Raw genomic sequence first — 25,690 nt, forward strand, 5'->3', positions numbered from 1 at the left:
GCTAGATTTTATGCAAGATCGTATACTGCGCCGTATTCTTTTACTCGCAGGTATTGTATTGCTGGTATGGGTATTGTACTTACTCAAGCCTGTAGTCATTCCTTTTATCGGTGCTTTTTTCCTGGCTTATTTATTCAGTCCACTTGTTGATGTTCTGGTAAAAATCAAATTACCTCGCTGGTTAGCAATTAGCGTGGTGTTTATAGGAATCGGTGTAACCTTAACTATTGCATTATGGTATTTGGTTCCTCTAATCTGGAAACAATTGGTTTACGCCCGAGATAGCATTCCAGCAGGTATTCACTGGATTAATGCAGAACTATTACCATGGGTTTCTTCGACATTTAATGTTCAGCAAATGGAAATTGATACCGATCAAATGTCCAAAGCTGTCATGGATTATGTTCAGACAAATTACAGTGCCGATAGTATTCAAGCTGTCCTATTAAAGCTTGCACAATCAGGTCTTAATTTTATTCAGATCGGTGGAACAGTTGTTTTAATTCCAATTATTGCTTTTTATTTTTTACTAGACTGGGACCGTATGCTACAAAACTTACGTCGTCTCATTCCACGTCAATATGAAGCATCTACCTTACAGATCGTTAGTGAATGCCATAGTGTTTTAGGAGCGTTTGTTAAAGGTCAGTTTCTCGTCATGCTATTGCTCGGCGTAGTATACGCAGTTGGTTTGCAGCTCATTGGTTTGGAAGTTGGTCTTATTATTGGTATGGTGGCTGGTCTTGCCAGTATTATTCCTTATTTAGGATTTGCAGTAGGTATTATTGCAGCAGTTATTGCGAGTTTATTCCAGTTTGGGTTGGACTGGACGCACTTGCTACTGGTTGGTGTAGTTTTTATGATTGGCCAAGCGGTAGAAGGTTATATTCTACAGCCATTCCTACTGGGCGATAAAATTGGTCTATCTCCTGTAGCAGTTGTCTTTGCTGTATTGGCAGGTGCACAGCTTGCCGGTTTCTTGGGAATGTTGATTGCATTGCCTGTTGCGGCTGTTATTGTGGTGTTGTTGAAGCATTTAAGAGAGAATTATGAAAGAAGCTCACTTTATGCTCCACCTTCTACTTTATTGATACAAGAAGGCGGCAATATTGAGCAAATTCATGTAGAAACTGAAAGCACTAAGCTTGATCTTGAGGTTAAAACACAGCAAGATACAGATGAACTGAAATCCCCTAACCAGAAATAATTTCAAGGTTAATTCAATATATGCGTCAACTCCAACTGGATATAGAACCTCAACTTGATGCCCGAATTAGTGATTTTTCGGGACCGAGTTGGGGGAATGTAGTCGATGCTGTGCGTCAACTACATGCTGGTCTGGTGAGTAGGTTTTACATCTACGGTGGAGCAGGGACAGGGAAGAGTCACTTACTTTCCGCAATTTGTGATTCTTATTTAGAAATAGGCAAATCTGCAATTAAAGTTTCTTTGCTTGAACTCCTTGATGCACCTATCGAAGCAATTACTTCTTTAGAGCATTATGACCTTGTTGCTTTGGATGATATTGAATCGATTAGTGGTGTGCCTCATTGGCAAAAAGCTGTCTTTCATTTAATGAATAATCACGAAGGGCAGTTAGTATTTTCTTCGCGTGTAGCGCCTATAGAATTAAAGTTGGAATTACCAGACTTACAGTCACGACTTACGCAAGCTGTCAGTGTTAAAGTGCCGAGTGGAAGTTTATATGCGGACCGCTATGCCTTGGTTACATCTGTAATGTCTAGGCGTGGTATTCATTTTGATCAGCAAATTGTTGACTATTTACTGTTACATGGCCCTCATCAGGCTTCACTTTTGCTACAGACAGTTGCCCAATTAGAAAAACTTCTTAAAGGCGAAAAAACAAAACTTTCGAATGCAACTTTAAGACAAATTTATGCTTTGATTGATGAATATCAACAATAGATATCTTTTAATCTTGTCTTATTGCCTCACCTGCGCACATAAAAAACTATTAAAAATAGAGTGTATGGCACAAAATTTCTAATTTCAGAACACTGGCCTTTATATCTTTTTAAATTTCCTTCTAATTAGTAAATATTCACATTTTTGTATTTAAAAAAGTTTTTTAAATGTATGAAGCTTTTTGTAATCTGGTTCAAAAATGACTCTACAGACCGACTAAAATGTCTTGAGAAATTCTACTTGCTGTGACAAAGTACGCACAAAGGATGCGATTGCAAAAGCGGAAATTTTGCAATATTGACAAAAAAAATGAAAAAGATGTAAGGAGATGGGTATGCTCAAACGGAGCATTGCTTTTGCTTTATTGGCTGCTGCTGGACACGCTTATTCTGCCGATATTCAAGTCACAAGCTTAATTGATGAAGATAAAGACGATACGTTATGTACGTTGCGTGAGGCTGTACAATTTCTTAATTATCGAGCATCTTCCAATGCTGCTGATGTCGAAAAATATGCAACTGGTTATCACGGATGCGGAGGTAAAGACGCCTCTTCAAACATTATTTTAAAGCGTGATAAAGAATATGCATTGAATGAAAGTATAACAATTACAGGTGCTTTAAATATTCTTACAGAGAGTGACTCAAGTTTTATTGATAACGATGCTCCGGGGACTCATAACGCTAGCATTAAAATGGCGGGTACAGACCGCCTGTTTAAAATTGATGATAATAATGTTGAAAAAGCCTCGTTCTCTGTCTCTTTGAGTGATCTAAATTTACAAGGTGCAGGCCCTAACACTTCGGCATTAGATGGAGGATTAATTTATAACCATGAACAATTAATTATTAAAAATTCACGTTTGCTTAATGGTTATGCTACCCGTGGTGGTGCAATTTATAATGCTGGTAATTTATCTAATACGACAAGAACAGCTGGTACAGTTACCCTTACCAATAATTTAATACAGAATAATAAAGCGAGTCAGGGAGCAGTTTTATATAGTGAAATGCCTCTTTATTATATTACTCAATCTGTTTTACGTGATAATCAAGTTACATCCGCAGATAATGCCTTATTGTATGTTCAAACTAAGTTTGCAGATGAAAGTACTGGAGGTTATTTAACTTCACGTGCTATTGGATTAAGTAATAGTACAATTTTTCATAATAAAGGTGGTTTTATTGCAAATATCCGAGATGGGATGTTTGTGAATAACATTACTATGATTAAAAATGACAAAGGACTATTTCTTGATGCTCCTCAAGGAAATGCTTCTGTTTCAAACAGTATATTAGTAGGGAATACTCTAAATTGTCAGGTAGCTACAACCGATAAAGCAATTATACAAAGTAATTTGGTTACTGCTGAATGTAACCGAAATGCGACCTCAAAGCTTCCTAATATTCTTTATCCTGCTAATGAAAAATTAATTGCGGGAGATACAGATGAAGGTGTGTGCGATGTAACTGCTCAAAATGGATTGTTATGCCCTTATAACACACCAAAAAATAGCTTTCTGGGTTTCTTTAGACCGCGATTACTTGAGAGTTATAAAACTTTAGCTGAATCATTAATTATTAATAAAGGACGTCTTTATAGTGATGGCTCTTCAATTGGGTTGGTGCGTTGTGAAAGCTACGATCAACGTGGTAAGAGTCGGAGTGGATATGATGAACTCTGTGATTTGGGTGCAATCGAATATATTGTAGATAGTGAAGTCTCTTCGGTTGGTCAAGATATTAAATATGGCCAAGTTGCAAAAATCGGTATTTTAGGTTCTTTAAGTGAAGCTGATTTAGTTACGCCTGCTACGTGTAAGCGATTGTTTGGTGAGCGTGCAGATGGTAAAGACTGGCAACCAGGATGTCTTAAAGTTAGACAAAGTACAGATACACCAGTTTCAAAAGGCACTATAACCTTAGATCAAAATGGTAATATAATTTATACGCCAAACGGAAATTGGCATGGTGCAGATATTTTTAGTATTCAAGTAGTTACTAGTGTATCTCGTTTTAATGAGGGTGAAGATTTTCAATATATTACTATCCCAACAAGAATTGTTCAGGAACCTTTATCTGGAATTGAAGATAAATCGGTGAGTACTGGCGGTGGGGGAAGTGTAGGCGGTGGTTTAATTTTAGGGTTATTGGGATTAATTGCATTACGCCGTTTCAAGTCATAAACAGGGATGTGGGCTATGAAAAATTATCAAAAAGCACTGGGTGTAATTACTGTTATCGCAGCAATGCCTTTAATGGCGCAAACAACAATAAAAGTTACAACATTTGCTGATGAGGATAATGAGAACATGAATGCATGTTCTCTACGTGAAGCTATTACAGCAGCAGAAATGCGTAAATCTTATGGGGGATGTGAGGTTTCTGCAATTGATGCAAACTACACAATTCAACTCGAAGGTGGTACTTACACATTAAATAAAGAATTAACCCCTAAAATCGGTCTGAATATTATTGGGAAAGAAGCGACGGATTGGGAGCGAAAAGGAGTTCTAACTAATGACTATCCAGCCCAAAAAGCGCTTGAAACTCGTATAAACGCTGGGGGAAAATCACGTATCTTTAATACGGCTGTTTACCAGCAACCTTTAACATTAACTAATATTATTTTAGAAAATGGTAAAAGTACTGAGTTTGGTGGTGCAATTTATGCTGGCGCCGATGTAACTTTAAAAAATAGTCAGATATTAAACTCACAAGCATCTAAAGGTGGAGCGATTTACCTTGGAGGTAATACTGCCAGTTTAACGATGAGTCATTCTTTAATTCAAAACAATGGCCTGACTTCAACTGAAGGTAGTATTCTCGCAATGAGTTGTATGTTTAATACTTCATATAGCGCTCGTACTATATCATTGGATTCAAATAGTTTTGTTAATAATGGATCGACTAATTCAATAAGTGCTTTTAATTTTTGTGGTAGCCCTACAGCCTCCTTTACAAATAACACAATCGCACAAAATATTGCGAGTCCGACTAACGGTAGTATTCTTAAATTTACAGGAGATGCTGATCCAGCAAAAAATCAAACCAGTAATTTAAGTTCGGATAGTAGTTTAATACTGCAAAATAATACGATTGTTGAGAACTCTGCAAACACAACTTTTTTATATGATAAATTAGGTGATAAAAATTTAAATTTTAATGTATTAGCTTTTAATAACGGGTCTTATGCTTGCCGATATTTACTTGGGGCAGCAGCTGAGGAAAAAGATACTGGACTAGATTTGAAGTTTAATGCGTTAAATTTAACAGGCAATGCACCAAAATGTGATGTACCCAAAGAAGTAGTTCCTACAGGTAATACTAATATTGATGTAATAAATAATCCTTTAAATACTTTATTAGAGCCTTTATTAAAAGGACCTAATGAAAATAATGGTTTTTTACCAATTTACTATCCTAAAAATAATTTTTCAGCGTCAGATTTAATTGATGTAGATTCAGGAAATAAAGTTACTTGCCAGACTCAAGATCAGCGTGGGTTAGCTAGGTTGGTCAGTAATACATACTATTATCAAACTTTAAATAAAAATAGTTGTGATATTGGTTCGGTTGAGTTGATGAAACTTGCGGCAGGTGATCTAGAAGGTTTAGGTAATATTTCATTTACGACCTTAATAGATACATATCAAAAAAGCTATGATTTGTATGATAGCCTGCTCAAAGATCCAACTACGCCATCAAACTTTATTGTTTACTATAAAGTTCGTTTAGGTGAATTTAAGGATTTACTGGATAAGTTTAAAAATGATACGGCTCATGTAAATACAAAATATCGAGCAATTTATATAGATTTAAAAAATTATGGTTTTCCTCTACCAACTGAAGACAGTAACCATGTGTTAAAGTTTTTTAATACGGGTGATTATAATGTTACAGCAGAACCTTTGGGTGTGGCACAAAAAGTAGAAGATTTAACTCCTAAAACAGAGACTAAGAAAAATCAGAGATGTGTGTGGAATCCAACCGTACAGCAAATTCTTTTTTATCGTGTCGATGATGATCCTACTTCAAGTACAACTAATGAATTTTGTAAATATACAATTACAACTAAAGCTGGTGTGGAACTTAGTAGTGGATTAATTAAAGCAAAATTTGCAAATATTGCTCCTGTTTCTGGAGATGGCACAATAACATTTAAGTATTTAGCAAATGAAATGATTCCTTTGAATTTACTCAAATATGCGAATGATGATGGAGATGGACCAGTTAGTACACTTAGTACAAATTCTGATAAGTCTCAATTTGCGGACTTACCAATTTATTTACCAAGCAAAGCTTCAAAAGATGGAATTTTTACGGTCGTTAAGGCAGATCGAGAAGGACCGTGTCCTGGTAAAGACAGTAAAAATACATGTTACGGTGGTAATATTTACATTCAAGCAAAAAATGTCTTTAACACTTTTAACGATACACTATCTTATAATGTCTATGATGCTAATGGATTAATTTCAGCGAAACCTGGGACAATTAATCTAATAAGTACCGCAACTACTACAGATGATTCTCGAAGTGGTGGCGGTGGTGGGGGAAGTTTAGGAATTTTTTCTATTGCATCCTTACTTGGTTTAGCGATCTATAGACGCTACCGTAAATAAACGATATAAAATAAAAAAGCCTCCAGTTGGAGGCTTTTTTATAGAAACTAGAATCTATATAAGTTATGAAACTTGCAGTGTGAGCTTCACATACTTAGATTAATGTTCTAAATACTTGTTCATATACTCTTCACGAATAGCTGTTCTTTCTTCGCCATTCGCTTTAAGCATACGTTGGCGTAAATCATTACGCTCTTGCGTACTCATTTTTTGCCATGCTTCACGCATTTTTTCTTTTTCAGCATCGGGGAGCTGAGTAAACCAGTCCATACGTTGCTGTAGGTTCGTACTTTGATTTGCTGGTAACTCTTTTAAGCTCTGGTAGCGTTTAATAACTGCACGTTGTTCTTCTTCAGAAAGAGCATTCCATGTGTCATCAACTTGTGTATTGGCATCCTTAGAAAAAATCCAAAATCGTTCAAAACCTGCAAAACTCGTTTGCAAGAAACTTAATGAACAAAGGATAAGTGCTAATTTTTTAGCTGCCATGTTGTACTTTATCCTCACCCAAGACCATTAGCATTTCTAAATCTTCCACCATTTGTGGGGATAATTTAGGATTTACAATTACTTGATTTTGTGGCTTATCAACAATATCTGCTGAATTAGGTAAAATTACAAAACCTGTGATCGCAGCTGCAAGTGCAAAACCAGACATTTTCCAGACACTATAAAAAGAGGCTGGTTTTTGTTGAATATGGTCAAGCACATGATTCATGACCACTGTTTTATTTTTATGGTGATGTGCCAAACTATCAAGTTTAGACGTCACCTTTTTAGTGAAATCATCATGATTCATCAGAACCTCCCAAGGGATTTAAGTGGGCTAAGTACTCTCTAAGTCCCTGAATTGCTCGGTGATAATGGGTTTTTACACTACCTTCGGTACAGTTCATGATCTGAGCTGTTGTGTGTGTGTCAAAACCTTCCCACGCACGTAACATAAATGCCTGTTGTTGACGAACAGGTAGCTTTGAAATTGCTTCTCGAATTTCTTCGATAGTCACTGCTTGATCGAGGAAATCCGCAGGATTGATGGCTTTTTCATCAACTACATCAATAACTTCATCGTCGTCACTGTCCAGACTAACTTTTTTGAAGAATGAAAATGGGTTTGCTCTACGAGATTCTTTGCGGCGCCAATCCTGAAGTTTGTTGTTTAAAATTGTATAAAACAGGGGATACCATTCTTCAGTATTTTTATCGGCATAAGATTTGTGCAAAGCAATAAATGCTTCTTGAACCAAATCCATTGCAATACCTTGTTGACCTTGGGTAGCACTCTCCATCATCACCAAAGCACGACCAGTTACATCTTGCATGAAAACTTTCAGGCGTTGCTCAGCCGTGCTTGCATGAGCACTAGATGTTTCCGATCGAGACTTTTTCGGTGCTAAATCCATGGAGATGGAAAATCCTGTCATTGGACATACCCACCTTATTTTCAATATATCTCTTATATAACGTTGAAAAGAGGTGGGAGGTTGACAACAATCGGCTATTTTTTACTAGTGTAATTGATTTTTTTCACAAATATGTGAGATGTAAAATAAATTAACGTTTTATTGGCGTTGACGAACCATCTCAAAGAAACAAATAGATCCTGCAATTGCTACGTTTAATGACTCTTGTCCACCTGGTTGTGGAATAGTCACTGATTGTGCATGCTCTAAGGCGTAATCACTTGCACCTTGGCCTTCATTTCCTAAAATCCAGACACAAGGTTGAGAAAGATCTTGTGAATAGAGGCTTGTCGAGTGATGAGAGCTTGTAACAAAAACTGGGATTCTAAATTTCGGAAGAATATCTGTGAGCTGGAAGTTTTCAAAACAATGTAAGCTAAAATGAGCGCCCATGCCTGCTCTTAAAACTCGTGGAGACCAAAGTGATGCAGAACCTTGTGTGCAAATGATTTGCTTAATATTTGCTGCTGCTGCTGAACGTAGCAATGTGCCTACGTTACCTGGATCTTGTATATTCTCCAGAATTAAAGTATCTACTTTATAGTCAATTGTTGATGCAGTTTTAGGCAAATCAATAATAGCTAAACAAGGTAAGCTTGTGCCTAATGTGCTCAAATCTCTATATAAGACTTCACTAATAACAAAGATATGGCCTTGATGCAGTTCTATTATTTTTTTTAGATCAGCGTGTTCTAATGCTTGTTCTGTAGTAAATAAAGAAAAAATCTTTTTTTGCTGTTGTAACCACGTTAAACAGAGATGGGTTCCTTCAAGGACTGTTTGTTGGTGCTTTTTTCGAGCGCTATTAAGTTCAATTAATCCACGCAAATGTTTAATTTTTGCATTGTCTTTTGATTCTAAAAAAATAACCGCCATGAGAAAATATCCAACAAAAGGGCACCATCATACTATGATGCCCTAAATAATTAAAATTATTAATGATAGCTTGTTACACGCTCAACTTCATTTTTAGAACCAATAATTACAGGAACACGTTGGTGAAGCTCTGTTGGTTCAATGTCTAAAATGCGAACACGTCCAGTAGTTGATGTACCACCTGCTTGTTCAATGAGCATACTCATTGGGTTTGCTTCATACATTAAACGTAAGCGACCCGCTTTTTTCGGATCTTTTAAGTCGTATGGATAAAGGAAAATACCGCCGCGGCATAAAATACGGTGAATATCACCCACCATACATGCTACCCAACGCATGTTGAAATCTTTTTCACGAACAGATGTTTTACCAGCAAGTAATTCATCAATATATTGTTTTACAGGTTCTTCCCAATGACGCTGGTTAGACGCGTTAATTGCAAACTCTTGAGTATCTGCTGAAACTTGAACATTGTCAGTAGTAAGTAAGAATGTTTGAGTTTCTGGGTCTAGAGTAAAGAATACTACGCCATTTCCTACAGTTAAGGCCATCATGGTTGATGGACCATAGAGTACGTAACCAGCAGCAACTTGCTGTGTACCCGCTTGCATGAAATCGTCTGCTTGGGTTACCGCATTTTTTGCAGGCAGGATAGAGAAAATTGTGCCTACACACATATTGATATCGATATTGCTTGAGCCGTCTAATGGATCAAATAAAACGAGATATTTACCATTTTCTTGTGCAGGTGTGAATTCATCAAGCTCTTCTGAAGCGAGGCCACCCACTTGTGGGTGAACTTTTAAAGCATCAATTAAATAGTCATTAGAAATCACATCAAGTTTTTTCTGTGTTTCACCTTGAACATTTTCATTACCAGCACTACCCAAAATACCAGCGAGTGCACCTTTTTGTAAGGCTTGGTCGATAGTTTTACAAGTGGTCGCAATAGTGTCGATGACTTGAGCCAACTCAGGTGTCAGATTCCCTTTTTGTTGTTGTAAAAATTGGGACAATGTGAGGTTGGACATATAAAATAGCTCCTGTGCTTCAAGCATCAAAATGAGTCAGATAAATACGAGGCATATTCTAGATGAGAATGTCACAAAATAAAAATTATCTTACTTTATTTGTGTTGGATTTATGCTTACAACCCCCATTTTAAATGGTATGTTCATTATATAACAACGGACTGTATATTTTTAGGAGAATCGAAATGACTACAAAGAAGTTTGATGCGACCCCAACAGCAGGTGAACCAATCAATCTAGATGAAATTTCGAAAGAGAATGTTCAGGAAGCTTGGAAAGATTATGAGGCAAAACCTGAATATAAAGATTTTAATAAGCATGATTTGATTGAATCTATGCAACATTCTGAAGAAGAAAAGAAATCTTCTTAAGTTTTGTTGTTATAAAAAAACGCTCATATTTTATGAGCGTTTTTTTATGCATATGCCTTATTTTAATAAAGGAGGCACTGCTTCGTAATTAATTTCAACGCGGCGATTTTCTTTCCACGCAGATTCATCATGCCCTGCATTTACAGGCGCTTCTTTACCATAGCTTACAGCTTCAAGTTGCTGTGGGTTTACACCATTGGTAATTAAGTAGCTTTGTACAGCTTTAGCACGACGCTCGCCTAAAGCCATATTGTACTCACGTGTACCACGTTCATCTGTATGGCCAGTTAATGCAACTTTTGAATTTGCATTTGCCATAAGGAATTGAGCGTGAGCTTGAAGCGTTTGATAGTCTTCAGTAGATAAATCACTGCTGTCATAATCAAAATGAACAACGCGTTTTGCCAAAGCAGCTTTATTTGCTTCAGTCACACCTTTTGATGAAGCACCAGCCAAATTTTGGGCATTCAATGCCGCATCTTCACTTAAACCAGAAGTATTAACCGTACTTGGATTTGTGCCAGTCGCGGTAGTCGCTGCCGGTTTGCGGCTAGCACAACCTGTCATCACAAGTGCTACGCTAAGAAAGGGTAAAGCTAAATATTTGATTGATTTCATGATCATCTCCATCAATGGAATTAAAAGTTATTTTGGTGCCCAAGCTGGTTCACGTACTTCACCTTGTTCACTTGGTAAATTCATACGGAAACGTCCATCAGTAGACATGATAGATAACAAGCCGCGGTTACCTTCACGAGTCGCGTAGACCACCATTTGCCCATTCGGTGAGAAACTTGGTGATTCATCTAAACTGGTTGGAGTAAGAATATTGGTGATGCCAGTATTAATGTCTTGAATTGCAACTTTATAACTGCTGCCACTTGGGCGATGAACAAGAGCAATCTTTTTGCCATCTGCGCTCAAAGTTCCGCGTGCATTAAATGACCCTTTAAAGGTTAGACGTTTTACTGAGCCATCAGCAAAGGTATAACGATAGATTTGGGCAGAACCACCACGGTCAGAAGTGAAAATAAACGATTTTCCATCTGGTGTATAACGTGCTTCTGTATCAATTGCTGAGTCATTTGTCATACGTTTGACTTGGCGAGTTGATAAGTCCATTTGATAGATTTCTGGATTGCCATTCATAGATGCTGTAAATAGCATTGATTGGCCATCAGGTGAAAAACTCGGTGCGCCATTTAGGCCTTTAAAGCTAGTGAGTACTTCACGTGTTCCAGTAGATAAATCTTGTAGATAAATTGCTGGACGTTTGGTTTCAAAAGAAACATAAGCAATTTTCTTGGCATCTGGTGTCCATGCCGGAGATAGAATTGGGTCACGAGATGACAAAACAGTTTTTGGCTGTTCACCATCTGTATCTGCAATTTGTAAAGTATAACGCTCTGCGGGAGTTGCTGGATTTCTGAGTACATATGCTATACGGCCACTAAAATCACCTGGAATGCCAGTAAGTGCCTGATAAATAGCATCACTTACCATATGGCCAGCTTGACGTATGCGTGAAGCGGGTACATTTAAAAGTTCATTTAAAATGTATTGCTGCTTTTGTACATCATAAAGTTGGTAATGAACTTCAAAACCTGTAGCTGTTTGTTTAATTTGTCCAGTAACTACATATGGAATTCCGGCAGCTTGCCAGTCAGAAGCTTGAATCTGATTGATTGCAGCATTGGCAGGCAAATTTTTAGATGAGCTTGTAAAGCGTCCAGAACGGTTTAAGTCAGTTTCAACAATAGGAGAGAGCCCATTGTCATTGTTAAACGGGACAATAGCAATTTTGGGTGCCTGATCTGGTGCTTTAGCAATTTCCAGATATAACTGGGCAAAAGCAGTTGTAGAAGCAATAGGGCTTAAGGCGGTGATCAATGCTAAAGATAGCAGGTGTTTGCGGCTCGTATTCATAAGTTTAAAGTCATAGCTGGTATTTTTGTGACTGTTGATTTTGTAGCATAGTTACATGCCTTAAACTATTTAAAGCATGTAACTCTTTCAAAATTATTGCGCTCTAAATGTAGAGTTAACACTTCTTGCTTCGCGCCTTGCATCAGGGTCTGATGGCATAGGATATGGCGCAGAGGCTTGAATTGCGGCCTTAATACTTGCATCTAAAGCATCATCGCCACTTGAACGCGTGATCACGATAGAATTAACGCTACCTGAGTCTGAAAGGGTAAAACGAACACCAACTGTTTTACCACTACTGCCAGTCGGGACATCCCAAGAGCGTCGAATTTTTTGTTCAAAATCGCGTCTAGCTGAGGAAGCAATTTTTTTAGCTTCGGCTTTCTTCTGAGCTGCTTCTTCTTGAGCTTTTTGAGCAGATGCAGCTTTTGCTTCAGCCTCTGCTTCAGCTTTGCGTTTAGCATCATCAGCAGCTTTTTGTTGCTTGGCTTTTGAGTCAGCTTCAGCTTTACGTTTAGCGTCTTCAGCGGCTTTTTGCTGCTTGGCTTTTGCATCGGCTTCAACTTTACGTTTAGCATCTTCATTGGTTTTTTGCTGCTTAGCTTTAGCATCTGCTTCAGCTTTACGCTTAGCATCATCATTGGCTTTTTGTTGTTTAGCTTTCGAGTCTGCTTCGGCTTTACGCTTAGCATCATCATTGGCTTTTTGCTGTCTAGCTTTAGCATCGGCCTCAGCTTTACGTTTAGCATCGTCATTAGTCTTTTGCTGTTTAGCTTTAGCATCTGCTTCAGCTTTACGCTTAGCATCATCATTGGCTTTTTGTTGTTTAGCTTTAGCATCGGCCTCAGCTTTACGCTTAGCGTCTTCATTAGCTTTTTGCTGTTTAGCTTTAGCGTCTGCTTCAGCTTTACGTTTAGCATTAGCATCTTGTTGTGCTTGAAGTTTAGCATTTTCGGCTTTTTGAGCCTCACGTTTCAGCTTTGCCTCTGTCTCTGCTTTTCGCTTAGCCTCTTCAGCAACTTTTTGTCTGGCCTTAGCTTCTGCTTCGGCTTTTGCACTTTGGTCGGCTTTGCGTTTTTGTTCAGCTTCCGCTCTTGCTTTAGCTTCAGTTTGACGTTTAGCTTCAGTTTGCTGCTTTTGTGCTTCCTCTATACGTTGCTGTTCAGCCGCTTGTTTAGCTTTTGCTGCTTCTTCAGCTTTACGTTTTTGTTCAGCCAATTTTGCTTGCTGTGCCTGTTCGGCCTTTTGCTTTTGAGCAGCAAGTTGTTGAGCTGTTGGAGGAGGGGGCGTAGCCGGAAGATTTTCAGGAAGCGTTTCATCCACAATAGGGGTTAACACCTCTTTTGCTTCATTTGTAGCTGTAGTCTGTTGTTCAACTTCTTTGGCTAACGGAGGCGGTAAATCTTCTGGCTTAACTAAAATAGTTGTTAGCTTTTTTGGCTGTTCAGGTGGTTTACTCAAGCCTAAAAAAAGCAAGCCAACAATGGCAATTGCATGAACTCCTAGTGTAAAGCTCAATGCAATCGCATTTTGTTTAAAGTGTGGCTTTTGATTTTTATTCATAGCTTATTTTAAAGGCTCTGTCAGAAGGCCAACTTGAGTTAAACCTGCTTCTTGTAAACTTGCCATCAATGATACGACTTCTCCATAAGGACGAGACTTATCACCATTGACTAAAACTGTGAGTTGTTTATTTTCTTGTTCAGCTTGTTTTTGAGCATTGCTTAAAACTTCTTCAAGTTTTTCACGAGACAATGGTTCACTATCTTTGTAATCTTCATATTGAAGATAAATATTGCCATCTTTACCAATCGTTACCATGGCTGGCATATCTTTTGATTCGATTGGATGGTTATGTGCTTGAGGTAAATCGACTTTAATACCACTGGTAATCATGGGTGCAGTCACCATGAAAATAACCAAAAGTACAAGCATAACGTCAATATAAGGTACGACGTTCATATCACTTTTCAGTGGTTTTTTTATGCGCTCAAAGCGCCCTGAACGCTGAATTGCCATTATGCATCTTCCTGTGATGAACCCACAGACTGACGTTGCAATAAAGCAATCATCTCTTCAGCAAATAAAGCACGATCAGAGTAAACACTTTCGCTTTTAGAAGTGAAATGGTTAAAAGCCAATACAGCAGGAATTGCAGCAAATAAACCAATTGCGGTTGCAATAAGTGCTTCGGCAATACCTGGTGCAACAGTTGCTAGAGTAACTTGATCAACAGCAGCTAAACCGATAAAGGCATTCATAATCCCCCAAACGGTACCGAATAGACCGATGTAAGGAGCTACAGAGCCGATACTTGCTAAACTACCTAAGCCATATTCCAGATGGCTTTGATCACGGCTCAAACCTACACGTAAAATACGTTCAGTCCCTTCAATTGTCTGTGAAACAGGGGCTTGACGTTTTTTAAGTTTAAAAAACTCACTCAATCCTTGATAAAAAATATCTTCAAGACCTGAGCGTTTTGAGTTGAGCTGAGCATTGTTGTAAAGCGTATTGAGTTCAGCACCAGACCAAAACATTTTCTGGAAATGTTCATCTTCTTGATGTGCTTTTTTATAACTCATATGTAACTTGGCAATCAGATACCAACTAAAGATTGATGCTAACAATAAAATTAGCATGACCAACTGAACGACTGGACTTGCCTGTAAAATAAGGTCAGAAATATGCAGGGTTGATTCAATGTTTGTTGCCATAGTTACATATGCCGGTTGTTTTTTTAGTCTTGTTCCAATTCTTTACGAATAAGATCACGTATTTCTTCTGGAAGACGACGAGCTACAAGTTCTTTACTTAAACATGCCAACTCAACCTCGCCAGAAGCAAGCAAGATTTCACCACGATAAATATTTTGTTGCAACACAAATGACGCAGCTTTACATGAAACTACACGTGCTGTAACAGTAATTAAATCATCCATTAAAATAGGACGCATGTATTTTACGTCAATTTTGTGTACGACAAAGTTGTAGTCTTTTTGATGCCAGTAATGATCAACGCCAGAAGCACGGAGCCATTCAGTACGGGTACGTTCCATATAGCGAATGTGGTTGGCATGGTAAACAATACCGCCTGCGTCCGTATCTTCAATATAAACACGAATGTTGAATTCAAAATGATTCGCCATGAGAGGATTCCGTTTTAGTTCACTATAGAGCTTTGTATCTAAAATATGACTGCTGAATAAAACATCAATTTTATTCGGAGCCACGTATATGCTTTAAATACGGGGCAGTTTAGCAGATTGCATACTAAGTCCTATGGCACAACCTTTCAATTGCGATTGCTGTATTTTTGGTCTAAAAACGTTACATCTCATGGCTAGCATGCTTTTAAATTATAACGGTTTCCATGTCGTTTGAACTTGTTTTGACATATTCGGATAATCTAATACGAATCTTACATGTAACTCAGTCCCTGTTTTTAAAGCTTTGTCATCCACAATAAAATAAGGATTATGATTCGGTGCAGCCTGACTTGGGTCTTGATTTTCTGGTGTCGCTCCTAAGAAGACAAAGAATGAAGGCATCAGTTTGCCATAATAGGCAAAATCTTCACTAGCGCTTGCATTGTGGTCAAGCACATGCAGTTTTGAAGCTCCTGCAACTTTGGCTAATGTTGGCTGAATAAGTTGAGTGAGGGTTTTATCATTCATGGTTACTGGCGCATAAGGTGCAATTTCAACTTTAGCAGTTACATCATTGGCTTGAGCATTATGCTCTATCATGACTGGTAAACTTTTTAAGATGTTATTTCTTATTTCTTCGTTATTAGAGCGAATGGTGCCGATCATATTGACCTGTTCGGGAATCACATTTCCTGCTGTACCACCTTGAATATTACCAATACTGACCACGCCCATACCTTGAGTTAGATCTGTTCTTCGGCTAATCAGGCTTTGCAGATTATTAATCATTTGTGCCGATGCATAAATTGGATCTCTGCCTAACCACGGCGTTGAACCATGAACCTGTTTACCATTGACCTGAATACGTAAGTGGTCTGCACTATTTAAAATGGCGCCGTCTTTATAGTAAAGGTGCCCACTTTTCATGCCTGCCATGACATGCATTCCAAAAATAGCTTCAGGTTTATAGTCTTTAAAGGCACCACCTGCGATCATTTTTCGTGAACCGATTTGATCACCTTGGGTAAAGTTATCTATATCTGCACCACCTTCTTCAGCAGGTTGAAAAACAAAAATAACGGTGCCCGATATTTTATCTTTATTCGTAGCTAAAATTTTTGCTGCGCCTAATAACATTGCAGTGTGTGCATCATGTCCACATGCATGCATCACATAAGTTTCCTTGCCTTGATAAATTGCTTTTTGTTTACTGGCAAAGGGAACACCGCTTTTTTCTTCCATGGGTAAAGCGTCCATATCGGCTCGAAGTGCGATAATAGGACCGGGTTTACTGCCTTTTAAGATGCCAATTACACCTGTTTTTGCATAACCTGTTTTGACTTGAATGCCATAAGACTTTAATTCTTTTTGAACAAGGGCAGAGGTTTTAAATTCCATATTGCCGAGTTCAGGGTGTTGGTGAATGTTTTGTCTTAGCTGAATGACTTGATTTTCATTTTGTCGAGCAGCATCGTTTACCCAATCTGCTAGGCTCAGTTGACTCATTAAGGCGAATGGTAAAAATAAAGCGGCTTTCTTATACATGTCCTTATCCTAAAAATATTATTGTTCATAAGATTTAATATCTAGATTTCTTATAATTCAGTTTTTGAAAATATTAAAAAATCAATAAGGTATAAAGAAAGACTTAAAAGGTATCGAGTGGCTAATCTATTGATAAAACAATTGTTATTTAAGTTGGAAGAATAGGGGGAATTAAAAAAGGAAGAGAAAAACTCTCTTCCTTTGATTAGTTTTTAGGCTCAGGTGGTGTCAGGCCAAACTGTAAATAAGACTGGTTGGTTGCAATGCGACCTCGCGCAGTCCGCATCACATAACCTTGTTGAATTAAATACGGTTCAATCACATCTTCAAGTGTGCCGCTATCTTCAGCCATTGCTGCTGCAAGTGCTTCAACTCCAGCAGGACCACCATCAAAACGCTCTAACAGCATGCTCAAATAACGACGGTCCAGGGTGTCTAAGCCTGCTTTATCAACTTTGAGCATATCAAGCGCACGCTGTGCCATTTCGTGAGTGACCTCACCGTTACCTTTAACTTGAGCATAGTCACGAACTCGACGTAATAAACGATTGGCAATACGAGGTGTTCCACGGGCACGGCGTGCAACTTCTTCTGCGCCCTCAACTGTGATGGGCACATTCATCAAGTTTGCAGAGCGTGACACAATGTGAGTAAGGTCTTCTACAGAGTAAAACTCAAGACGTTGCACAATACCGAAACGGTCACGTAGAGGAGAGGTAAGCAAACCCGCACGTGTTGTAGCCGCGACAAGTGTAAACGGGGGTAAATCAAGTTTAATTGAACGAGCAGCAGGGCCTTCACCAATCATGATATCTAATTGGTAATCTTCCATCGCTGGATAAAGAATTTCTTCAATCACTGGAGAAAGGCGGTGAATTTCATCAATGAACAAGACATCGCCTTCTTCAAGGTTGGTCAGCATTGCAGCTAAGTCGCCGGCACGCTCCAAAACTGGCCCCGAAGTAGATTTAAGATTACCGCCCATTTCACGCGCAATAATGTTGGCAAGGGTGGTTTTACCTAAGCCCGGTGGACCAAAAATCAGCGTGTGGTCGAGTGCTTCACCACGACCGCGAGCTGCGCCAATGAAAATTTCCATTTGCTCGCGTACTACAGGTTGTCCGATGTAGTCGGCAAGAGAAGTTGGTCGAGTAGCCCGATCAAAATGATCTTCAGGTTTTTCCGCGCCACTGATTAGACGGTCTTGCATAAGTGTTTTACTTCATCATTGATTTAAGAGCAGCACGAATAATATCGGCTGATTCTGTGTAATCGGCTTTAACCGCAGCAACAGCTTTTTGTGCTTCAAGTGGCTTATAACCTAAAGATTGCAAAGCGGCTTCTGCTTCTGCTACAGGCGAGTTTGCAGCAAATTGAATTTGAGGCAGGGTAGCTGAAGTAGAGGTTCCTTGAGCTAATGTTTTGAAGCGGTCACGAAGCTCAATCATTAAACGTTCAGCTGTTTTTTTGCCAACGCCTGGAACTTTTACTAAGGTATTGATGTCGTCATGCTCAATCGTATGCACGAGTAACTCAACGCTTAACGTTGATAAAATACCTAAAGCCATTTTCGGACCGACACCATTTACTTTTAATAAGGTGCGGAAAATTGTTTTCTCTTGAGCATCACTAAAACCGTAGAGCTGTTGAGCATCTTCACGGACAACCAAATGCGTCCATAACGTAACTTTTTGGCCTTTTTGTAATTGGCAAAATGTTGAAAGTGGCGTATCAATTTCATATCCCACACCATTTACATTCAGTAAGACAGTAGGGGCTTCTAGGGCAAACACTTCGCCAATTAAACATCCGATCATAGAGTAATTTCACTTATTCATAACTGTAAATCTGGTCGTTTTAACAAGAATTGAAAACGACACTGGTTTTATTTCTTTCTATATCAAGCCAGCTTAAAACAAACCTATTTTATTACCTTGCAACTCTTGCGCCAAGCTATAAGCCTGATGATCTGAGAACTTACTGATAATATCGAGTACTTGCATAATATTGCTGTAGTGATTATTGCTAAAGTTAGCACCATACTGATTAAGGATAGACATTAAACGCTGTTCTTTAAAGCTTAAAGATTTATGTGGTGTGGTCAGCGGTACAAATGCATCTAAAATCGTTTGCAAACTTTGATGCGCAATAATTTCTAAGCCAGACTTTTGTGGGTGCTCAAAAATTTTATCACGCGCCAGATTTTTGGCTGTTTCGATACCAATTGCAATATCGGGTGAGCAATATTGTAAAAGGTTACCTTTAAGCTGACCGGTAATGATTTCATAATGATGTTTAGCAAAGGCTGTAGTGACTTCATCCACAAGCCGTTTCATAACACGTCCACGTAATGCTGAAATCTTTTGTTGCCACGTGCTATTTGGGTGTGACAATTCTTCAGGCTGACCATAGTCCGCAATAAGGTTTAAGAAAATTGGTTCAACTTCTTGGTAACTGAGCATATTTAAGATAATGCCATCTTCTAAGTCAATTAAGGCATAGCAAATGTCATCAGCAGCTTCTAATAAGTAGGTCAGTGGGTGACGGCAATAATGATATTCACCTAACTGTATTAACCCAAGCTGTTCAGCAATCTGTTTTAAAATTTCTTTTTCAGACTGATAACAACCAAACTTTGCTCGTTGATGCGAAGGGCGGTCGCCTTGCGATGCAATGGTTTTTGAAAGCCACGGATACTTTAAATAAGCACCTAATGTTGCATAGGTTAAGCGCATACCTCCATCATTTGGATGATAGTCAATGCGACTTAGTAAACGTAATCCTTGAGCATTACCTTCAAACTGGCGAACATCGGCTTCTTCTTCGGGGCTTAGTTTTTTTAAAAAGTCATTATGTGATGCGTCGTCAAACCACTCACGAATCGCATATTCACCCGCATGTCCGAAAGGTGGGTTGCCAATGTCGTGGGCAAGACAAGCTGCTTGAATAATTGCACCGACATCGGCAGGAGAAATCCAAACGGGTAATTCATCTTTTATTTTTTCTGCTGCTAACATGCCCATTGAGCGGCCAATACAGGAAACTTCAAGTGAGTGAGTTAAGCGAGTATGAATGCCATCATGCTGTGCGAGTGGGTGAACTTGTGTCTTACGGTTTAGCTGACGAAAACTTTGAGAAAATATAATACGGTCATAATCTTTATGGAATGGGCTGCGAGCCAGTTCTGTACTGCTTTTTTTACTACCTAAACGAACTGCAGAAAGCAGCTCTAACCAACGCATTTGTTCCATTTATCATTATTCAAAACTGTAAAACCTGATCATGCCAAAAAAAAGTTAAAAGCACTAGCTTGGTGCGACATAGTTTGTCTTAGTTCAGGTTTTATTATGTTATTGAACAAACATGAAACAATTTATTTTTAGCTAGAATGCCTAAAAAAATGATTTTGAACAAAAAACTACTCACTTCTTGCAGAATTAGGTTACAGAATACTGATTCTACATCTAGCTGATTTTAGCAAGAAGCAGTAGAATATGCGCTCTCTCTAAAGTCACATTGCGGTAAGGTTCACAAGACCTGCCCGTGGAGCCAAAATCAACATGTTTATCGTGGCCGGTGCAGCAGCACATTCTTCTTTTAAGAAAGCTCAACTATTAACACGTTTATCGTCAATTAGTTCTGTTCAATCTTTTGACAGCCAATGGGTCTATTTGTTTGATCAAGCGCTCAACGAGCAGCAACATCAATCTGCTTTGCAATTATTGAATGACGGTGAGTCTTTTGAACTTCGTCAATCTGCAAGTGATGAGATTCAGATTTTAGTGACACCACGTGTGGGTACTATTTCACCTTGGTCTTCTAAAGCAACTGATATTTTCAAAAACTGTAATACAGCAGTACACCGTTTAGAACGTGGTCTTTTATTCACGTTAAAAGGTGTTACTGAAATTACGAATGAAGTTAAACAAGTACTTCATGACCGTATGACAGAAACAGTTTTTGCTCAAATTGATGATGCAAAAGCATTATTTTCAGAAACTGCTCCAAAACCATTAAATTCAATTGATATCTTGGGCCAAGGCAAAGAAGCTTTGGTTAAAGCTAACAATGAGTTTGGTTTTGCGTTATCTGAACAAGAAATTGATTACCTGACTGAAGCATTCGGTAAGCTTGGTCGTAATCCAAATGACATCGAGTTAATGATGTTTGCACAAGCAAACTCTGAGCACTGTCGTCATAAAATCTTTGGATCTGAATGGACAATTGATGGTGAAAAACAACCATTATCATTGTTCCAGATGATTAAAAACACTTATAAAGAATCTCCAACTGATGTGTTATCTGCATATAAAGATAATGCTTCAGTGATTGTGGGTTATGACACGATGCGTTTTTATCCGAAAGCGGATGAAAATGGTCACTTTATTTATAAATATAAGAGCCAAGCTGCTCATATTTTAATGAAGGTTGAAACTCATAACCACCCAACAGCAATTTCTCCATTTGCTGGTGCTGCAACTGGTTCAGGTGGTGAAATCCGTGATGAAGGTGCTACAGGTCGTGGTGGTAAACCAAAAGCTGGTTTAACAGGTTTCACAGTTTCGAACTTAAATATTCCAGGTTTTGAACAACCTTGGGAAGAAAACTACGGTAAACCTTCACGTATGGCATCGCCATTACAAATCATGATTGAAGGTCCATTAGGCGGCGCGGCATTTAACAATGAATTCGGTCGTCCTGCATTAAATGGTTATTTCCGTACTTTCGAACAAAATGTAAATGGTGAAGTGAAAGGCTTCCACAAGCCAATCATGATCGCTGGTGGTTACGGTAATATCCGTCCTGACCATGTAGAAAAAGATGCGATTCAACCAGGTGACTTACTCATTGTATTGGGTGGCCCTGCGATGTTAATCGGTCTTGGTGGTGGTGCAGCATCTTCTGTAGATAGCGGTACAATGGGTGAAAGCCTTGATTTCGCATCTGTACAACGTGAAAACCCAGAAATGGAACGCCGTTGTCAAGAAGTGATCGATACTTGCTGGCGTTTAGAAGACTTCAACCCAATCGTTTCTGTACATGACGTTGGCGCGGGCGGCCTATCAAATGCTATGCCTGAACTTGTGAATGATCATGAGTTAGGTGCAGTTCTTGACCTTCGTAAGATTCCTTCATTAGAACCGGGCATGAGCCCAATGGAAATCTGGTCAAATGAAGCACAAGAGCGTTATGTTCTTGCTATTCGTCCAGAATCTTTAGAGCAGTTCGAAGCAATCTGTGCACGTGAACGTTGTCCGTTTGCTGTGTTGGGTGAAGCAACTGAAGCACGTCACTTAACAGTTGAAGATCCATTGTTCCAAAATGATGCTGTTGATATGCCAATGCAGGTAATGCTTGGTGGTACGCCACGCATGCAACGTTCTTATGAAACTACTGAACGTAGTGGCGATGATTTTGACGCTTCAAAAGTTGATTTGAAAGATGCGATTTTCCGCGTATTGAAAAATCCTACAGTTGCATCTAAGTCATTCTTGATCACAATTGGTGACCGTTCAATTACAGGTATGGTTGCTCGTGATCAAATGGTTGGTCGTTGGCAGGTTCCTGTTGCAGATGCAGCAGTAACGACAACAAGTTTGCAAGGTTTCACTGGTGAAGCAATGGCAATGGGCGAACGTCCACCAGTTGCATTATTAAATCCAGCAGCATCTGCTCGTTTGGCAGTTGCTGAAGCAATTACCAATATTGCATGTGCAAACATTGAACAAATTAGCGATATCAAACTTTCTGCAAACTGGATGGCTGCTGCTGGTCAAAAAGGTGAAGATCAAGCATTGTTTGAAGGCGTGAAAGCAATTGGTATGGAAATGTGTCCTGCTTTAGGAATTGCGATTCCAGTAGGTAAAGACTCACTTTCAATGCGTACGACTTGGAATGACAACGGTGAAGATAAAGCCGTAACTTCTCCAATGACGGGTGTAATTACTGCATTTGCTCCAGTAACTGATGTTCGTAAGACCTTAACACCTGAACTTAAGAATTTAGAAGACTCAGTACTTGTACGTATTGATTTATCTAAAGGTCAGTTCCGTTTAGGTGGTTCGATTCTTGCTCAAGTATATAAAGCAATCGGTTCAATCACTCCAGATGTTGATAGTTTTGATGATTTCAAAGCGTTCTTCGCTTTAATCCAAGACTGGAACAACCGTGGTTTGATTCAGGCTTACCATGACATCGGTGATGGTGGTTTATTAGCTTCTGTAGCTGAAATGATGTTTGCTGCACGTTTAGGTGTTGCGTTAGAAAACCAGACTACTGCGGGCTTATTTGCAGAAGAAATTGGTGCAGTACTTCAAATCAAAGCAACTGATTGGGACGCTTTACAAGCAGAAATCGCAGCTTCTAGCTTAAAAGATGCAATTGCTGTAGTTGGTCGTGTAAATAACTCAGATCAATTATCTGTAAATGGTTTAACTTTAGATCGTGCTGAATTACAACAAGCTTGGTCTGAGGTGTCTCATCAGATCCAACGTCTACGTGATAACGTAGAAACTGCTGATCAGGAATTTTCATTAATTACTGACAATGCACACCAAGGTTTGATTGCTAAACCAACATTTGACTTGAATGAACCTGTTGAAGCACCGTTCATTAATACACGCCGTCCTAATATGGCAATCTTGCGTGAGCAAGGTGTAAACGGTCATATTGAAATGGCAGCAGCTTTTGACAAAGTTGGTTTTAATACGATTGACGTACACATGAGCGATTTACTTGCTGGTCGTGTAAGCCTAAGTGATTTCGAAGGTTTAGTGACTTGTGGTGGTTTCTCTTACGGCGACGTAATGGGCGCTGGTGGTGGTTGGGCAAAATCAGTATTGTTCAATGCTAAATTACGTGATCAGTTTGAACAGTTCTTCCATCGTGAAGAAACATTCAGCTTAGGTATCTGTAATGGTTGCCAAATGTTGTCACAATTAGCACCGCTTATTCCAGGTGCTGAACACTGGCCTCGTTTCCACCGCAATATGTCAGAAGTTTTTGAAGCTCGTAGCGTAAACGTTCGTGTTGAAAAATCTGTTTCTGTATTACTTGATGGTATGGAAGGTTCGATTTTGCCGATTGCTGTTGCACATGGTGAAGGTCGTGCTGTTGCAAGTGAAGCTAACATTGCAAGCTTGAACGCAGCTAACCAAGTTGCATTGCGTTATGTTGATAGCCACGGTAACCCGACTCAGCATTATCCATTGAACCCGAATGGCTCACCTGAAGCAATTACTGGTGTAACTTCTAAAGATGGTCGCGCAACGATTATGATGCCACACCCTGAGCGTACTTTCCGTGCGCTTCAGCATTCTTGGAAACCAGAAGAGTGGACAGAAGACGGTGCATGGTTACGTATGTTCCGTAATGCTCGTAAGTTTATTGGTTAATATAAAAATTGAAATAAGCCACCGTAAGGTGGCTTATTTGTATGTAGTACAATCTAAATAGAATAAATAGTAGAGAAAAAAAATGAAATCAAAAATCCATTTCCGTGAATTTACATTACTCATGGCATTGCTCATGTCGATTGTTTCTTTTTCGATAGATGCAGTTTTACCTGCTTTAGGCGAGATTGGACGTATTTTTGAATTAAAAAATAATAATCAGTCACAGTGGGTCATCATTGGTATCTTTTCTGGCATGACCATTGGGCAGCTCATTGCGGGGCCTCTATCCGATGCGATTGGGCGTAAACGCATTTTATTCACAGGAATTATTATTTATTTTCTGGGAAGTTTATTGTGCTTTTCTACACAAAGTTTTGAGTGGTTTTTAATTGGGCGCTTTATTCAAGGTATTGGAGTTTCAGGGCCTTACGTTGCTACTATTTCAATTGTTAGAGATAAATACAGCGGAGCTCAAATGGCTCGCATCATGTCTTTAATCATGATGGTATTTATGGTGGCTCCAGCAGTTGCACCGAGTATAGGGCAACTCATTATTCATTTCTTTGGTTGGCGTGAGATTTTTGTTTTATATATGGTCTATGCCACAGTGATTGGAGCATGGGTTGCTTTACGATTAGAAGAAACATTGCTTCCTGAAAATCGTTTACCTATGCGTTTACAAGCATTTCAAGAGGGCTTTAAAGAAGTTGTAAGTAATAAAACCACCATGAGCTATTTGCTATGTGCCGGTTTTTGTTTTGGTGGATTCATTGGTTATTTGGGAACTTCCCAGCAAATTTTTATGCAGCAGTTTGGTAAAACAGGACAAGAGTTTAGTGCATATTTTGCCGTGCTTGCTGGTGTGATGGGAATCGCTTCATTTACAAACTCAAAAATTGTTATGAAGTTTGGTATGCGTCCAATCTGTATTTATGGCTTTTTAGGCTTGTGCTTAATTTCTTTGATTTTCTTGGGAATTCAGCTTTTAGGCGTGGCTGTATCATTCTGGATGTTTATGCTTTATGCCTGCGTTTTGTTTTTGTTATTTGGAACACTATTTGGTAATTTAAACGCGATTGCGATGGAACCGATGGGGCATGTCGCTGGAATGGCATCGGCTATTATTGGTGCAGCCTCTTCTATATTGTCACTTATTCTTGCATCTATTATTGGGCAGTTATATAACGGTACATTAATTCCAATGACCTGTGGTTTTGCCATTTTGTGTGGTTTGGCTTTTGCGATGACAATATATGAGAACAGACATTTAAAAAAATTGAGTGCTTAAGAATATAGGTGTGAAGATAGTTCTATGATTTTTAAATTTTTCTTCACATTCTGAATTATATATTGATGAGGAAGCTCTTTAAGAGTTTCTAAAAACGTATC

Annotated in this window: 22 protein-coding genes; 7 read left to right on the forward strand and 15 right to left on the reverse strand. The window is 38.8% G+C overall.

Features of this window, described 5'->3' with window-relative positions; translation table 11 throughout:
* Window positions 1-10 precede the first annotated feature (10 nt).
* From cxpE to F935_RS01810, 4 genes are all read left to right on the forward strand, one after another.
* Window positions 11-1,207, forward strand: coding sequence for a chloramphenicol efflux transporter CxpE (gene cxpE, locus F935_RS01795; protein WP_016137334.1), 1,197 nt, complete (start codon window positions 11-13; stop codon window positions 1,205-1,207).
* Window positions 1,208-1,227: 20 nt separating this feature from the next.
* Window positions 1,228-1,926 (forward strand): DnaA regulatory inactivator Hda, encoded by a 699-nt coding sequence (hda, locus tag F935_RS01800; protein WP_003650214.1) that lies wholly within the window; start codon window positions 1,228-1,230, stop codon window positions 1,924-1,926.
* 334 nt (window positions 1,927-2,260) lie between these two features.
* Entirely contained in the window at window positions 2,261-4,111 is a 1,851-nt protein-coding gene (rbtA, locus tag F935_RS01805) for a rhombotarget A (protein WP_016137335.1), read from the forward strand.
* A gap of 15 nt (window positions 4,112-4,126) precedes the next feature.
* Entirely contained in the window at window positions 4,127-6,547 is a 2,421-nt protein-coding gene (locus tag F935_RS01810) for a CSLREA domain-containing protein (protein ID WP_016137336.1), read from the forward strand.
* Between the two features lie 99 nt (window positions 6,548-6,646).
* Here the strand turns inward: F935_RS01810 and F935_RS01815 are convergent, their stop codons facing one another.
* The 5 genes from F935_RS01815 to F935_RS01835 form a co-directional block, all read right to left on the reverse strand.
* Complete coding sequence (locus F935_RS01815) at window positions 6,647-7,036, reverse strand: DUF3106 domain-containing protein (RefSeq protein WP_004790640.1); 390 nt, start codon at window positions 7,034-7,036, stop codon at window positions 6,647-6,649.
* Window positions 7,026-7,346 (reverse strand): hypothetical protein, encoded by a 321-nt coding sequence (locus tag F935_RS01820; RefSeq protein ID WP_004643705.1) that lies wholly within the window; start codon window positions 7,344-7,346, stop codon window positions 7,026-7,028. The genes F935_RS01815 and F935_RS01820 overlap by 11 nt, the downstream gene beginning before the upstream one ends.
* Window positions 7,336-7,950, reverse strand: coding sequence for an RNA polymerase sigma factor (locus F935_RS01825; RefSeq protein ID WP_016137337.1), 615 nt, complete (start codon window positions 7,948-7,950; stop codon window positions 7,336-7,338). The genes F935_RS01820 and F935_RS01825 overlap by 11 nt, the downstream gene beginning before the upstream one ends.
* 159 nt (window positions 7,951-8,109) lie before the next feature.
* Window positions 8,110-8,886, reverse strand: coding sequence for a TrmH family RNA methyltransferase (locus tag F935_RS01830; RefSeq protein ID WP_016137338.1), 777 nt, complete (start codon window positions 8,884-8,886; stop codon window positions 8,110-8,112).
* A gap of 59 nt (window positions 8,887-8,945) precedes the next feature.
* On the reverse strand, window positions 8,946-9,917 hold the full coding sequence (locus F935_RS01835) for a class 1 fructose-bisphosphatase (protein ID WP_016137339.1): 972 nt from the start codon (window positions 9,915-9,917) through the stop codon (window positions 8,946-8,948).
* Window positions 9,918-10,102: 185 nt separating this feature from the next.
* Between F935_RS01835 and F935_RS01840 the strand changes: the two genes are divergently transcribed.
* On the forward strand, window positions 10,103-10,288 hold the full coding sequence (locus F935_RS01840) for an NF038105 family protein (protein WP_004790651.1): 186 nt from the start codon (window positions 10,103-10,105) through the stop codon (window positions 10,286-10,288).
* A gap of 57 nt (window positions 10,289-10,345) precedes the next feature.
* Here the strand turns inward: F935_RS01840 and pal are convergent, their stop codons facing one another.
* The 10 genes from pal to F935_RS01890 form a co-directional block, all read right to left on the reverse strand.
* Window positions 10,346-10,906, reverse strand: a complete 561-nt coding sequence (gene pal, locus F935_RS01845; protein ID WP_004643699.1) for a peptidoglycan-associated lipoprotein Pal — start codon at window positions 10,904-10,906, stop codon at window positions 10,346-10,348.
* Between the two features lie 27 nt (window positions 10,907-10,933).
* Window positions 10,934-12,214 carry a Tol-Pal system beta propeller repeat protein TolB gene (gene tolB / locus F935_RS01850; protein WP_016137340.1) on the reverse strand — a complete coding sequence of 427 codons (1,281 nt, stop codon included), beginning with the start codon at window positions 12,212-12,214 and terminating at the stop codon, window positions 10,934-10,936.
* A gap of 93 nt (window positions 12,215-12,307) precedes the next feature.
* Window positions 12,308-13,777 (reverse strand): cell envelope integrity protein TolA, encoded by a 1,470-nt coding sequence (tolA, locus tag F935_RS01855; protein ID WP_016137341.1) that lies wholly within the window; start codon window positions 13,775-13,777, stop codon window positions 12,308-12,310.
* Window positions 13,778-13,780: 3 nt separating this feature from the next.
* Window positions 13,781-14,233, reverse strand: a complete 453-nt coding sequence (gene tolR / locus F935_RS01860) for a protein TolR (RefSeq protein WP_016137342.1) — start codon at window positions 14,231-14,233, stop codon at window positions 13,781-13,783.
* Window positions 14,233-14,931, reverse strand: coding sequence for a protein TolQ (gene tolQ, locus F935_RS01865; RefSeq protein WP_003650232.1), 699 nt, complete (start codon window positions 14,929-14,931; stop codon window positions 14,233-14,235). The genes tolR and tolQ overlap by 1 nt, the downstream gene beginning before the upstream one ends.
* Before the next feature lie 23 nt (window positions 14,932-14,954).
* On the reverse strand, window positions 14,955-15,362 hold the full coding sequence (gene ybgC, locus F935_RS01870) for a tol-pal system-associated acyl-CoA thioesterase (protein ID WP_004699892.1): 408 nt from the start codon (window positions 15,360-15,362) through the stop codon (window positions 14,955-14,957).
* Between the two features lie 210 nt (window positions 15,363-15,572).
* Window positions 15,573-16,907, reverse strand: coding sequence for a M20 family metallopeptidase (locus F935_RS01875; protein WP_016137343.1), 1,335 nt, complete (start codon window positions 16,905-16,907; stop codon window positions 15,573-15,575).
* Between the two features lie 205 nt (window positions 16,908-17,112).
* Entirely contained in the window at window positions 17,113-18,117 is a 1,005-nt protein-coding gene (gene ruvB, locus F935_RS01880) for a Holliday junction branch migration DNA helicase RuvB (RefSeq protein WP_016137344.1), read from the reverse strand.
* A gap of 7 nt (window positions 18,118-18,124) precedes the next feature.
* Window positions 18,125-18,724 (reverse strand): Holliday junction branch migration protein RuvA, encoded by a 600-nt coding sequence (ruvA, locus tag F935_RS01885; RefSeq protein ID WP_016137345.1) that lies wholly within the window; start codon window positions 18,722-18,724, stop codon window positions 18,125-18,127.
* A 93-nt stretch (window positions 18,725-18,817) separates the two neighbouring features.
* Complete coding sequence (locus F935_RS01890; RefSeq protein ID WP_016137346.1) at window positions 18,818-20,158, reverse strand: deoxyguanosinetriphosphate triphosphohydrolase; 1,341 nt, start codon at window positions 20,156-20,158, stop codon at window positions 18,818-18,820.
* 309 nt (window positions 20,159-20,467) lie between these two features.
* Between F935_RS01890 and purL the strand changes: the two genes are divergently transcribed.
* Both purL and F935_RS01900 read left to right on the forward strand, forming a co-directional pair.
* On the forward strand, window positions 20,468-24,301 hold the full coding sequence (gene purL / locus F935_RS01895; protein ID WP_016137347.1) for a phosphoribosylformylglycinamidine synthase: 3,834 nt from the start codon (window positions 20,468-20,470) through the stop codon (window positions 24,299-24,301).
* A gap of 82 nt (window positions 24,302-24,383) precedes the next feature.
* Entirely contained in the window at window positions 24,384-25,589 is a 1,206-nt protein-coding gene (locus F935_RS01900; RefSeq protein WP_016137348.1) for a multidrug effflux MFS transporter, read from the forward strand.
* The last annotated feature ends 101 nt before the right edge of the window (window positions 25,590-25,690 follow it).

Origin of the sequence: Acinetobacter calcoaceticus ANC 3811 (assembly GCF_000399665.1) — a bacterium.
Classification (GTDB): domain Bacteria; phylum Pseudomonadota; class Gammaproteobacteria; order Pseudomonadales; family Moraxellaceae; genus Acinetobacter; species Acinetobacter calcoaceticus_B.

What these genes read in the sequence shown, in the direction of transcription:
- F935_RS01830 (WP_016137338.1), bottom strand. Translation starts at nt 8,886, where the DNA reads ATGGCGGTTATTTTTTTAGAATCAAAAGACAATGCAAAAATTAAACAT.
- rbtA (WP_016137335.1), top strand. Translation starts at nt 2,261, where the DNA reads ATGCTCAAACGGAGCATTGCTTTTGCTTTATTGGCTGCTGCTGGACAC.
- F935_RS01815 (WP_004790640.1), bottom strand. Translation starts at nt 7,036, where the DNA reads ATGGCAGCTAAAAAATTAGCACTTATCCTTTGTTCATTAAGTTTCTTG.
- ruvB (WP_016137344.1), bottom strand. Translation starts at nt 18,117, where the DNA reads ATGCAAGACCGTCTAATCAGTGGCGCGGAAAAACCTGAAGATCATTTT.
- tolR (WP_016137342.1), bottom strand. Translation starts at nt 14,233, where the DNA reads ATGGCAATTCAGCGTTCAGGGCGCTTTGAGCGCATAAAAAAACCACTG.
- hda (WP_003650214.1), top strand. Translation starts at nt 1,228, where the DNA reads ATGCGTCAACTCCAACTGGATATAGAACCTCAACTTGATGCCCGAATT.
- F935_RS01890 (WP_016137346.1), bottom strand. Translation starts at nt 20,158, where the DNA reads ATGGAACAAATGCGTTGGTTAGAGCTGCTTTCTGCAGTTCGTTTAGGT.
- ruvA (WP_016137345.1), bottom strand. Translation starts at nt 18,724, where the DNA reads ATGATCGGATGTTTAATTGGCGAAGTGTTTGCCCTAGAAGCCCCTACT.
- tolB (WP_016137340.1), bottom strand. Translation starts at nt 12,214, where the DNA reads ATGAATACGAGCCGCAAACACCTGCTATCTTTAGCATTGATCACCGCC.
- F935_RS01840 (WP_004790651.1), top strand. Translation starts at nt 10,103, where the DNA reads ATGACTACAAAGAAGTTTGATGCGACCCCAACAGCAGGTGAACCAATC.
- F935_RS01875 (WP_016137343.1), bottom strand. Translation starts at nt 16,907, where the DNA reads ATGTATAAGAAAGCCGCTTTATTTTTACCATTCGCCTTAATGAGTCAA.
- F935_RS01825 (WP_016137337.1), bottom strand. Translation starts at nt 7,950, where the DNA reads ATGGATTTAGCACCGAAAAAGTCTCGATCGGAAACATCTAGTGCTCAT.
- purL (WP_016137347.1), top strand. Translation starts at nt 20,468, where the DNA reads ATGTTTATCGTGGCCGGTGCAGCAGCACATTCTTCTTTTAAGAAAGCT.
- ybgC (WP_004699892.1), bottom strand. Translation starts at nt 15,362, where the DNA reads ATGGCGAATCATTTTGAATTCAACATTCGTGTTTATATTGAAGATACG.
- F935_RS01820 (WP_004643705.1), bottom strand. Translation starts at nt 7,346, where the DNA reads ATGAATCATGATGATTTCACTAAAAAGGTGACGTCTAAACTTGATAGT.
- cxpE (WP_016137334.1), top strand. Translation starts at nt 11, where the DNA reads ATGCAAGATCGTATACTGCGCCGTATTCTTTTACTCGCAGGTATTGTA.
- F935_RS01810 (WP_016137336.1), top strand. Translation starts at nt 4,127, where the DNA reads ATGAAAAATTATCAAAAAGCACTGGGTGTAATTACTGTTATCGCAGCA.
- F935_RS01900 (WP_016137348.1), top strand. Translation starts at nt 24,384, where the DNA reads ATGAAATCAAAAATCCATTTCCGTGAATTTACATTACTCATGGCATTG.
- F935_RS01835 (WP_016137339.1), bottom strand. Translation starts at nt 9,917, where the DNA reads ATGTCCAACCTCACATTGTCCCAATTTTTACAACAACAAAAAGGGAAT.
- tolA (WP_016137341.1), bottom strand. Translation starts at nt 13,777, where the DNA reads ATGAATAAAAATCAAAAGCCACACTTTAAACAAAATGCGATTGCATTG.
- tolQ (WP_003650232.1), bottom strand. Translation starts at nt 14,931, where the DNA reads ATGGCAACAAACATTGAATCAACCCTGCATATTTCTGACCTTATTTTA.
- pal (WP_004643699.1), bottom strand. Translation starts at nt 10,906, where the DNA reads ATGAAATCAATCAAATATTTAGCTTTACCCTTTCTTAGCGTAGCACTT.